This is a genomic window from Pseudomonas sp. A6, from assembly GCF_052367875.1.
GTDB lineage: Bacteria > Pseudomonadota > Gammaproteobacteria > Pseudomonadales > Pseudomonadaceae > Pseudomonas > Pseudomonas citronellolis.
The window spans coordinates 4441649-4452796 of sequence record NZ_CP198970.1; the positions used below are offsets into that span (position 1 = coordinate 4441649).

The window sequence follows — 11148 nt, forward strand, 5'->3', positions numbered from 1 at the left end:
CCGCCGGGCTCTGTCGGGATGCCGCCATTGAAGCGCGGCCCCCGCGGCCCTTCAAGGCGCGGCGGGCAATCTCCCAGATTTCTGCACATTGCCTGCACATTCGCCGAGCACCCTTGACGCTGAATCCAACCTGGATCGGAGTCCCGGATGTCCCCCCTCGCCCCCCCGCTTTCTTCGCTGGCCCGCGCCCTGTTGCTGGGCGCCGGCCTGCTCGCCCTGGGCGGCTGCCTCGACGACGAGGCGGCCGCGCCGCAAGCCGACCTGCAGGAGGTCGGCATCTACCAGGTGCGCAGCGCGCCCCAGGCGCTCAGCCTCACCCTCCCCGGCCGCGCCAGCGCGCACCTGGTGGCGGAGATCCGCCCGCAGGTCGGCGGCATCATCCAGCGGCGGCTGTTCGAGGAAGGCCAGACGGTGAAGGCCGGCCAGGCGCTGTACCAGATCGACGCACAGCCCTACGAGGCCGCCCTGGCCCAGGCCGAGGCCAGCGTCACTTCCGCCCGCGCCACCCTGAAGGCGGCCGAGCTCAAGGCCCGGCGCGACGCCCAGCTGGTGAAGATCGACGCCATCAGCGCGGAGGACAACGAGAGCGCCCAGGCCGCGCTGCTGGAGGCCCGCGCCAGCCTGCAGTCGGCCCAGGCCGCGTTGAAGACGGCGCGCATCAACCTGGGCTACACGCGGATCGACGCGCCGATCTCCGGGCGCACGGCCACCTCCTCGGTCACCGCCGGCGCGCTGGTCACCGCCGAGCAGACCACCGCCCTGACCACGGTGCAGCAGCTGGACCCGATCTACGTCGACTTCACCCAGCCCAGCACCACCCTGCTGCGCCTCAAGCGCGAGCTGGCCGAGGGCAAGCTCGCCCCCGCCGAGGCGCAGGACGCCACGCGCATCAGCCTGCAGCTGGAGGACGGCAGCGCCTACGCCCACGAGGGCACCCTGACCTTCAACGGCGTGAGCGTCGACGAGAGCACCGGCAGCGTGACCCTACGCGCCCTGGTGCCCAACCCCGAGGGCCTGCTGCTGCCGGGCATGTACCTGAAGGCGACGCTGCAGGAGGGCGTGCAGCCGGACGCCATCCTGGTGCCGCAACAGGGCGTGGCCCGCGACGAGCGCGGCCAGGCCAGCGCCCTGGTGGTGGTCGACGGCAAGGTCGAGCAGCGCCAGCTGAGCCTGGCCCGCGCGGTGGGCAACCGCTGGTGGGTCGACAAGGGCCTGGCGGACGGCGACCAGCTGATCGTCCAGGGCGCGCAGAAGGTCCGCGTCGGCCAGCAGGTCAAGACCCTGGACGCGCAGCTGACCGCGCAGAACGACGCGCGCGACTGAGGACCCGCCATGGCACGCTTCTTCATCGACCGGCCCATCTTCGCCTGGGTGCTCGCCATCCTGGTGATGCTCGGCGGCACCCTGGCCATCTTCCAGCTGCCGCTGGCCCAGTACCCCAGCATCGCGCCGCCGCAGATCCGCCTCAGCGCCACCTACACCGGCGCCTCGGCCAAGACCATGGAAGACTCGGTGACCCAGGTCATCGAGCAGCAGATGACCGGCCTGGACGGCCTCACCTACATGTCCTCCAGCAGCAGTTCGGCGGGCAGCGCCAGCATCACCCTGACCTTCGACGCCGGCACCGACATCAACACCGCGCAGATGCAGGTGCAGACCAAGCTGGAGCAGGCCAAGGCGCGGCTGCCCGACGAGGTGCAACAGCAGGGCATCGAGATCCGCAATTCCTCCAGCGACTTCCTGATCATCCTCTCGCTGGTCTCGGACAACCCCGAGGTCGGCGCCACCGACATCAGCGACTTCATCGCCAGCACCCTGTACGACCAGGTCAGCCGCGTCAGCGGCGTCGGCGAGGTGACCACCCTGGGTTCCAGCTACGCCATGCGCATCTGGCTGGACCCGGACAAGCTCAAGCAATACTCGTTGATGCCCTCGGACATCAGCAGCGCCCTGCAGGCGCAGAACGTCGACACCTCCGCCGGCCAGCTCGGCGCCCTACCGGCGCGCCCGGGGCAGCAGCTCAACGCCAGCATCAACGCGCGCAGCAAGCTCAAGACCGCGGCGCAGTTCCGCGAGGTGGTGCTCAAGTACGCCAGCAACGGCGCCGTGGTGAGCCTCGGCGACGTGGCGCGGGTGGAGCTGGGCAGCGAGAGCTACGACGTGGTCGCCGAGCACGGCGGGCGCCCCTCCGGCGGCCTGGCCATCAGCCTGGCCACCGGCGCCAACGCCCTGGACGTGGCCGAGGCGGTGCAGGCCAAGGTGGCCGAGCTGCAGCAGTTCTTCCCCAGCCGGCTGCAGCTGCGCGCCGAGGTGGCCTACAACACCGCGCCCTTCGTGAAGATTTCCATCGAGGAGGTGGTCAAGACGCTGTTCGAGGCCATCGCCCTGGTGGTGCTGATCATGTACCTGTTCCTGCAGAACCTGCGCGCCACGCTGATCCCGGCGATCGCCGTGCCGGTGGTGCTGCTGGGCACCTTCGGCGTGCTGGCGCTGATGGGCTACTCGATCAACACCCTGACCATGTTCGCCATGGTCCTGGCCATCGGCCTGCTGGTGGACGACGCCATCGTGGTGGTGGAGAACGTCGAGCGGATCATCGCCGAGCGCGGCCTGTCGCCACGGGAGGCCACGCGCGAGTCGATGGGCGAGATCAGCGGCGCGCTGGTGGGCATCGCCGTGGTGCTCTCGGCGGTGTTCGTGCCCATGGCCTTCTTCGGCGGCTCCACCGGGGTGATCTACCGGCAGTTCTCGGTGACCATGGTCGCCGCCATGACGCTGTCGGTGCTGGTGGCCATGACCCTCACCCCGGCGCTGTGCGCCACCCTGCTCAAGCCTGGCCACGGCCAGCCGCGGCACGGCTTCTTCGGCTGGTTCAACCGCAACTTCGAGGCCGGCTCGCGGCGCTACCAGCGCGGCGTCGGCAACCTGCTGGCGCGGCCCGTGCACGCGCTGGCGGTCTACGCGCTGGTACTGGCCGGCGTCGGGCTGATGTTCCACAAGCTGCCCACCGCGTTCCTCCCCGAGGAGGACCAGGGCATGCTGATGATGCAGATGACCCTGCCGGTGGGCGGCACCGACGAGCGCCTGCAGGCGGTCACCCGCCAGGTGACGGACTACCTGCTGCAGCAGCCGGAGGTGGACTCGGTGCTCACCGTGCGCGGCCTGGGCAACGGCGGCAACGCGCAGAACAGCGGCCGCGGCTTCATCAAGCTCAAGGACTGGAGCCAGCGCCAGGGCGAGGCGCACAGCGCGGCGGCGGTGGCGCGGCGGGCCAACCGGGCGCTGGCCGGGATCATCGATGCCGACGTCTTCGTCATCGCCCCGCCGGCCATCCAGGGCCTGGGCGAAAGCTCCGGCTTCGACGTCGAGCTGCAGGACCTCGCCGGCCTCGGCCACGCCGAGCTGCTGGCGGCGCGCAACCGCTTCATCGAACTGGCCCGCCAGGACCCGCGCCTGGCCAACGTGCGCGCCCAGGGCCTGGAAGACACCCCGCAGCTGGACCTGCACATCGACGACCGCAAGGCCGGCGCGCTGGGCGTGGCCGCCAGCGACATCAACGACACCCTGAGCGTGGCCCTGGGCGGCAGCTACGTGAACGACTTCCTCGACGCCGGGCGGGTGAAGAAGGTCTACCTGCAGGGCGACGCCGACAAGCGCATGCAGGCCGAGGACATCGGCGACTGGTACGTGCGCAACGACCAGGATGCCATGGTGCCGCTGGCCACCTTCGTCAGCACCGGCTGGAGCACCGCCTCGCCGCTGCTGGAGCGCTACAACGGCTTCGGCGCCTACGAGATCGTCGGCGAGCCGGCCGCCGGCGTCAGCTCCGGCGACGCCATGGCCGCGGTGCAGGCGATCATGGCGCAGCTGCCCGAGGGCATCGGCTACGCCTGGACCGGGCAGTCCTACCAGGAACGCCTGGCCGGCAACCAGGCGCCGCTGCTCTACGCCATTTCCATCCTCTTCGTGTTCCTTTGCCTGGCGGCGCTCTACGAGAGCTGGTCGGTGCCCTTCGCGGTGATGCTGGTGGTGCCCCTGGGCATCCTCGGCGCCCTGGCCCTGACCGGCCTGCGCGGGCTGTCCAACGACGTCTACTTCCAGGTCGGGCTGCTGACCACCGTGGGGCTGGCGGCGAAGAACGCCATCCTCATCGTCGAGTTCGCCAAGGAAGGCTACGACCGCGGCCAGGACCTGCTCGCCGCGACCCTGGAAGCGGTGCGCATCCGCCTGCGCCCGGTGCTGATGACCTCGCTGGCCTTCATGCTCGGCGTGCTGCCCCTGGCGCTGAGCCAGGGCGCCGGCGCCGGCGGGCGCCAGGCGATCGGCACCGGCGTGCTCGGCGGCATGCTCGCGGCGACCCTGCTGGGCCTGTTCTTCATTCCCCTGTTCTACGTGCTGGTGCAGCGCCTGGTTGCGCGCCGTGCCCCAGCCACCGTCGAAGGAGACGCCTGATGCGCACCTCCCCTCTTCCCTTGCTGCTGGCCCTGCTGCTGGGCGGCTGCGTCAACCTGGCGCCGGACTACCAGCGCCCCGCCGCGCCGGTGGCGGCGCAATGGCCCGGCGCCGCGCCGGCCGGCGCCAGCCAGGCCGACGTCGACTGGCGCGAGTTCTTCGTCGACGCCCGCCTGCGCGACACCGTGGCCCGCGCCCTGGCCAACAACCGCGACCTGCGGGTGGCGGCGCTGAACGTCGAGTACCAGCGCGCGCAGTACCGCATCCAGCGCGCCGAGCTGTTCCCGGCGGTCTCGGCCAGCGCCGAGGGCACCCGCCAGCGCGCCCTCTCCGACGGCACCACGGCGGTCAGCAGCCAGTACAGCGTCGGCCTGGGCGTAAGCAGCTACGAGCTGGACCTGTTCGGCCGCCTGCGCAACCTCAAGGACGCCGCCCTGGAGGACTACCTGGCCCTGGAGCAGACCCGCCGCAGCACGCAGATCAGCCTGGTGGCCGAGGTGGCCAGCGCCTGGATGACCCTGGCCGCCGACCAGCAGTTGCTCAAGCTGGCCAGCGACACCCACGCCAGCCAGCAGAAGACCTACGAGCTGGTGCAGCGCAGTCACGGCCTGGGCGGCGAGTCCGGGCTGAGCCTGGCGCAGGCGCGCAGCACGGTGGAATCGGCGCGCGCCGAGGTGGCCAGCTACGCCAGCCAGGTCGAGCAGGACCGCAACGCCCTGGAACTGCTGGTGGGCGAACGCCTGGCCGACAGCCTGCTGCCGGGCGACACCGGCCTGGACGCCGCGCTGCTGGTGACGGTGCCGGCGGGCCTGCCGTCGAGCCTGCTGCAACGCCGCCCCGACGTGCTCGCCGCCGAGCACACGCTCAAGGCGGCCAACGCCGACATAGGCGCGGCACGCGCGGCCTTCTTCCCCAGCGTGAGCCTGACCGCCAGCGGCGGCAGCGCCAGCGGCGAGCTGTCCGGGCTGTTCAAGTCCGGCAGCCGCGCCTGGAGCTTCGCCCCCTCGATCAGCCTGCCGATCTTCGACGCCGGCAGCAACCAGGCCGGCCTGGACGCCGCGAAGATCACCCGCGACATCGACGTGGCCAACTACGAGAAGGCCCTGCAGACCGCCTTCAGCGAAGTGGCCGACGCCCTTTCCGTGCGCAGCCACATCAACGAGCGCCTGGACGCCCAGCGCGAACTGACGGCGGCCACCGACAAGAGCTACGACCTGTCGCTGGCGCTGTACAAGCAGGGTTCGGACAGCTTCCTGGAAGTGCTGGACGCACAGCGCTCGCTGTATTCCGCGCAGCAGACGCTGATCAGCCTGGAGCTGGCCGAGCAGGTCAACCGTGTCACCCTCTATAAAGTCCTGGGCGGCGGCTGGCAGGGCTAACGATCTGCTGCGCGTCGGCATAACTGCGTTAGAAACAGGCGAGGAATGCTCATTCAGCGGCCTGGACTCCGCTTCCTCGCCTGTTTCTGCCTTGTTCTGCTCTAGCTCGCGAGATCGTGAGTAGCTCTCTTAAAACAGGCGCGGCAACTCGATGCGCACCAACAGCCCGCCGCCCTCGGCGGGCTCGGCGCTGATCCGCCCGTGGTGCAGTTGCACCGCGCGGCTGGCGATGGCCAGGCCCAGGCCGAAGCCGTCGGGGCCGGCGTCGGGGCCGCGCTCGAAGGGTTCGAAGATGCGCCCCAGGCGGCTCTCGTCGACGCCCGGGCCGTGGTCGCTGATGCACACCACCAGGCGTTCGCCGCCCTCCACCAGGCTCGCGCCCACGCGCACCGCGGTGCCCGCCGCGGTGTAGCGCACGGCGTTGCGGATGACGTTCTCGAAGGCCCGGTAGAGCAGCTCCTCGTGGGCGCGGCCGAGGAACGGCTGCTCGGCTACAAGGCGCACCTGGCAGCCCTTGCCCGCCGCCTCGAAGCGGGCGTCCTCGACGATCTGCGCCAGCAGCTCGACGACGTCCAGCAGGCGGTATTCGCCACTGTCCTGGCGCGACTGGGCCCGCGCCAGGGTGAGCAGTTGCTCGATCAGCTCGTCCATGCGCCGCGACTCGCGCTCGATGCGCTCCAGCATGCCGGGCTGCCCCGGCGCCTGCCGCAGCAGGCCGATGGCGGCGCTCATCCGCGTCAGCGGCGACCGCAGCTCGTGGGAGATGTCGTGCAGCAGGTGCTGCTGCGCCTCCACCAGCGCCTTGAGCTGCCCGGCCATGCGGTCGCAGTCCTCGGCCAGGTCGACGATCTCGTCGCGACGGCGCCCCAGGCGCGGCTTGACGCGCACCTCGAAGCGGCCCTGGGCGACCTGGCCCATGGCCTGGCGCAACCAGGCCAGCGGCCGCGCCAGGTACTGGCTGAGCAGCAGGGCGAAGAGCGCGCTCATCAGCATGCCGGTGAACAATGGGCCCAGGCTGCGCGGCGGCGGCGCCTGGTCGAGGGTGGTGGCGGCCGAGGCGCGCAGTAGCAGGCGATGGCCGTCCTGGCTGGTGACCGCCTGCTCGAAGCGCACCTGGGCCACGGCGCGCCCGGCCAATAGAGCGCCCTGGGCGTCGTAGAGGCCGACCTGGACGTCCGGCTGCTGCGGCGACACCTCCAGCAGCTGGCGCCCCGCCGCTTCGCCGAAGCGCTGCAGCAGGCGCACCTCGGTGGCCAGCAGCGAGCGCAGCGCCGGGGTGTCGCCGCGCAGCTCGTCGAACATGAAGGCGCCGGCGCCCACCAGGAAGGTCAGGCTGTTGGCCAGCCAGAAGGCCAGGAACAGCTTCCAGAACAGCCGCCCGCGCTTCATTCGACGATCAGCAGGTAGCCCATGCCACGCACGCTCTGGATCCAGCTGCTGCCGTCGGCGCGCGGGCCGAGCTTCTGGCGGATGCTGCTGACGTGCACGTCGATGCGCCGGTCGTAGCGGGTCAGCGGGCGGCCCAGGGCGTCCAGCGACAGGTCCTGCTTGCTGACCAGTTGCCCGGCCCGGCGCACCAGCACCTCCAGCAGGCTGAACTCGGTGCCGGTCAGCTCCAGCGGCTGGCCGTGCCACAACGCCTGGCGCTTGCCGGGCCAGAGCGCCAGGGCGCCGCTGCCGACGGCCTCCGGCGCGCTGCCGAGCGGCACCTGGGGCTGCACCCGGCGCAGGATGGCGCGTAGCCGCGCGACCAGCTCGCCGGGCGAACTGGGCTTGGGCACGTAGTCGTCGGCGCCCAGTTCCAGGCCGGCAATGCGGTCGATGTTGTCGCCCCGCGCGGTCAGCAGCAGGACCGGCACCTGGCTGCGCACGCGAATGCGCCGCAGCACCTCGATGCCGGACAGGCCCGGCAGCATCACGTCCAGCACCACCAGGGCGTAGGCGCCGCCCAGGGCCTCGGCCTCGGCCTCCTCGCCAGTGCCCACCGCGGTGGCCTGGAAACCCTCGCGGGCCAGGTACTGGCTGAGCATCTCGGTGAGTTCGCGGTCGTCGTCGACCAGCAGTACGGGAATCATGCAGGGCACGCGGTTCAAGGCCTGGAGGGCGCAATGATCCCTTCCGCGGGGGCGCCCTGTCACCGCCGCATGGGCAAACTTTACACATCTTTACCCTGGGTTAACCGCGCCGAACACAGCCCGCTCTTATCCTCATCGGCCGCCAACCCGGGCCGGGCGGCAGCGCCCGGACGATCGCCGTGCGAACCGTCCGCGCCCCCTGCCACCGCCTGTCTGGAAGTCACGATGCGCCCTACCCGCCTGCTGTTCCCGATCCTGCTGTTCAACGCCGCCCTGGCCCACGCCGCAGGCTTCAAGATCGCCGACATCCGCGTCAACGGCCTGCAGCGCGTCTCCGCCGGCAGCGTGTTCGCCGCCCTGCCGCTGAACGTCGGCGACCAGGCCGACGACCACGCCCTGGTGGAAGCCTCGCGCTCGCTGTTCCGTACCGGTTTCTTCCAGGACATCCACCTCGGCCGCGACGGCAACGTGCTGGTCATCGACGTGGTCGAGCGCCCGTCCATCTCCGGCATCGAGATCGAAGGCAACAAGGCCATCAGCACCGAGGACCTGATGAAGGGCCTCAAGCAATCGGGCCTGGCCGAAGGCGAGATCTTCCAGCGCGCCACCCTCGAAGGCGTGCGCAACGAGCTGCAGCGCCAGTACGTGGCCCAGGGCCGCTACTCGGCCACCATCGAGACCCAGGTGACCCCGCAGCCGCGCAACCGCGTGGCGCTGAAGATCACTGTCAACGAAGGCACGGTGGCGGCCATCGCCCACGTCAACGTGGTCGGCAACACCGTGTTCTCCGACGAGGACCTGACCGGCCTGTTCGAGCTGAAGGAAAGCAACTGGCTGTCGTTCTTCAAGAACGACGACAAGTATTCCCGCGAGAAGCTCTCCGGCGACCTGGAACGCCTGCGCTCCTACTACCTGGACCGCGGCTACATCCACATGGACATCGCTTCCACCCAGGTGTCCATCACGCCGGACAAGAAGCACGTCTACATCACCGTCAACATCAACGAGGGTGAGAAGTACAAGGTCCGCGAAGTGAAGCTGACCGGCGACCTCAAGGTGCCGGAAGAGGAAATCAGGAAGCTGATGCTGGTCGAGCCGGGCCAGGTGTTCTCGCGCAAGGTGATGACCTCCACCTCCGACCTGATCACCCGCCGCCTGGGTAACGAGGGCTACACCTTCGCCAACGTCAACGGCGTGCCGGAAGCCCATGACGACGACAAGACCGTGTCCATCACCTACGGGGTCGACCCGGGCAAGCGCGCCTACGTCAACCGCATCAACTTCCGCGGCAACACCAAGACCGAAGACCCGGTGCTGCGCCGCGAGATGCGCCAGATGGAAGGCGGCTGGGCCAGCACCTACCTGATCGACCAGTCCAAGCAGCGCCTGGAGCGCCTGGGCTACTTCAAGACGGTCAACGTCGAGACCCCGGCCGTTCCGGGCACCGACGACCAGGTGGACGTCAACTACAGCGTCGAGGAGCAGGCCTCCGGCTCGCTCAGCGCCAGCGTCGGCTTCTCCCAGAGCGCCGGGCTGATCCTCGGCGGCTCCATCAGCCAGAGCAACTTCCTCGGCACCGGCAACTACACCAGCATCGGCCTGACCCGCTCGGAGTACCAGACCAAGTACAACTTCGGCTTCACCAACCCCTACTTCACCACCGACGGCGTGAGCCTGGGCTACAACCTGTTCTACAGCAGCACCGACTACAGCAAGTACTACGACGACGATGACGAGGTGTCATACTACTCCCTCGACAGCTTCGGCGCCGGCGTCAGCATCGGCTACCCGATCAGCGAGACCTCGCGCCTGACCTACGGCCTGACCCTGCAGCACGACGCCGTCAGCCCCGGCACCTACAGCGCCGACGAGATCTACGACTTCATCGAGCGCGAGGGCAAGAGCTTCAACAACCTCAAGGCCTCCATCGGCTGGTCCGAATCCACCCTGAACAAGGGCGTGCTGGCCACCCGCGGGCATTCCCAGAGCCTGACGCTGATGGCTACGGTGCCCGGCAGCGACCTGTCGTTCTACAAGCTCGACTACAGCGCCCAGCGCTTCGTCCCGGTCACCGACCGCACTTCGCTGCGCCTGCACACCAGCCTGGGCTACGGCAACGGCTACGGCTCCACCGACGGCCTGCCCTTCTACGAGAACTACACCGCCGGCGGCCTGGGCTCGGTGCGCGGCTTCAAGGACGGCACCCTGGGCCCGCGCAGCACCCCGGCCACCGGCAACTACTCCAGCGCCGGCCAGGCCTACTACTCCGACCGCGACGCCGAGGTGTTCGGCGGCAACATCCTCATCGCCGGCGGCGTCGAGTACCTGTTCCCGCTGCCCTTCGTCAAGGACCAGAGCCAGCTGCGCAGCACGCTGTTCTGGGATGCCGGCAGCGTCTTCGCCGACAAGTGCTACCTGTCCACCACCCAGGGCTGCGGCAACGTCAGCCTCGACCAGATGGCCATGTCTGTGGGCGTCGGCCTGACCTGGTACAGCCCGCTGGGCCCGCTGAGCTTCAGCCTGGCGACGCCGCTGAAGAAGCCCGACGGCGCCGAGACCGAAGTGTTCCAGTTCTCCCTCGGGCAGACCTTCTGAGGCGCGCAATTACCCGCCTTTACCCCGGCTTAACCCAAGTTCACAGTCGCCTTCCCTATGCTGGCGGCACCTGTTCCGGCGGCCGCCCCGGCCGCCGCCCTGCCACTCAGAACCCGGGACGACCATGGGCCAGACCGACCCCACCGCGCTGCTGGAAGAAGTGCCGCAGCAACTGCTGCACGACGTGCAGCGGCAACTGGCGCGCATCCTCGGCGCGCACTTCACCGCCACCCTCGCCGGCAGCGGCGGGCGCAACGGCGCCAGCCACTACCACCTGGCCATCCGCCACGCGCCCAGCGGCCTGTCGGTGGAACACCAGGGCACGGTGGCGCCGCCCTTCATCGAGGAGCTGTTCGCCCTCGCCTGGCGCATGAAGGCCATGCTCGAATCCGCCGAACTGCAACGCCTGGACAAACCCGGCCCGGTACGCCGCCTGGCGTGGATCAGCGAACTGGTCTGCCCGGCGGAACTGCAAAAGGTAGCCGCCAGCCTCTACCCCTCGGCCCGGGTGCTGCTGCCCCAGGGCTGAGCGACAGCGAAACCCATCACCACAACCGCACGGGCGAGCACGGCTCCTCGTAGGAGCGAGCTTGCTCGCGAACGGTGCTTACCGGCGGCAGCTGTGTTTCGGGTTGACCCCGCCCCCT

7 protein-coding genes are annotated in these 11148 nt (G+C 69.8%); 5 read left to right on the forward strand and 2 right to left on the reverse strand.

Annotated elements, in window-relative coordinates:
• The first annotated feature begins 147 nt into the window (after positions 1-147).
• The 3 genes from ACTWJ5_RS19525 to ACTWJ5_RS19535 are packed head-to-tail and all read left to right on the forward strand — an operon-like array spanning position 148 to position 5831.
• Entirely contained in the window at positions 148-1323 is a 1176-nt protein-coding gene (locus tag ACTWJ5_RS19525) for an efflux RND transporter periplasmic adaptor subunit (RefSeq protein ID WP_444436349.1), read from the forward strand.
• Between the two features lie 9 nt (positions 1324-1332).
• Complete coding sequence (locus ACTWJ5_RS19530; RefSeq protein WP_074981709.1) at positions 1333-4452, forward strand: efflux RND transporter permease subunit; 3120 nt, start codon at positions 1333-1335, stop codon at positions 4450-4452.
• On the forward strand, positions 4452-5831 hold the full coding sequence (locus tag ACTWJ5_RS19535) for an efflux transporter outer membrane subunit (RefSeq protein WP_256511664.1): 1380 nt from the start codon (positions 4452-4454) through the stop codon (positions 5829-5831). Before ACTWJ5_RS19530 ends, ACTWJ5_RS19535 begins: the two co-directional genes overlap by 1 nt.
• A 129-nt stretch (positions 5832-5960) precedes the next feature.
• Here the strand turns inward: ACTWJ5_RS19535 and ACTWJ5_RS19540 are convergent, their stop codons facing one another.
• On the reverse strand, positions 5961-7220 hold the full coding sequence (locus tag ACTWJ5_RS19540; RefSeq protein WP_058490055.1) for a HAMP domain-containing sensor histidine kinase: 1260 nt from the start codon (positions 7218-7220) through the stop codon (positions 5961-5963).
• Positions 7217-7906, reverse strand: coding sequence for a response regulator transcription factor (locus ACTWJ5_RS19545; RefSeq protein WP_249916973.1), 690 nt, complete (start codon positions 7904-7906; stop codon positions 7217-7219). The genes ACTWJ5_RS19540 and ACTWJ5_RS19545 overlap by 4 nt, the downstream gene beginning before the upstream one ends.
• Positions 7907-8131: 225 nt before the next feature.
• Here ACTWJ5_RS19545 and bamA point away from each other — a divergent pair, with 225 nt between their 5' ends.
• Together bamA and ACTWJ5_RS19555 are read left to right on the forward strand one after the other, a co-directional pair.
• Positions 8132-10501, forward strand: coding sequence for an outer membrane protein assembly factor BamA (gene bamA, locus ACTWJ5_RS19550; RefSeq protein ID WP_444436350.1), 2370 nt, complete (start codon positions 8132-8134; stop codon positions 10499-10501).
• 124 nt (positions 10502-10625) lie between these two features.
• Complete coding sequence (locus ACTWJ5_RS19555; RefSeq protein ID WP_058490058.1) at positions 10626-11030, forward strand: hypothetical protein; 405 nt, start codon at positions 10626-10628, stop codon at positions 11028-11030.
• Positions 11031-11148 lie beyond the last annotated feature (118 nt).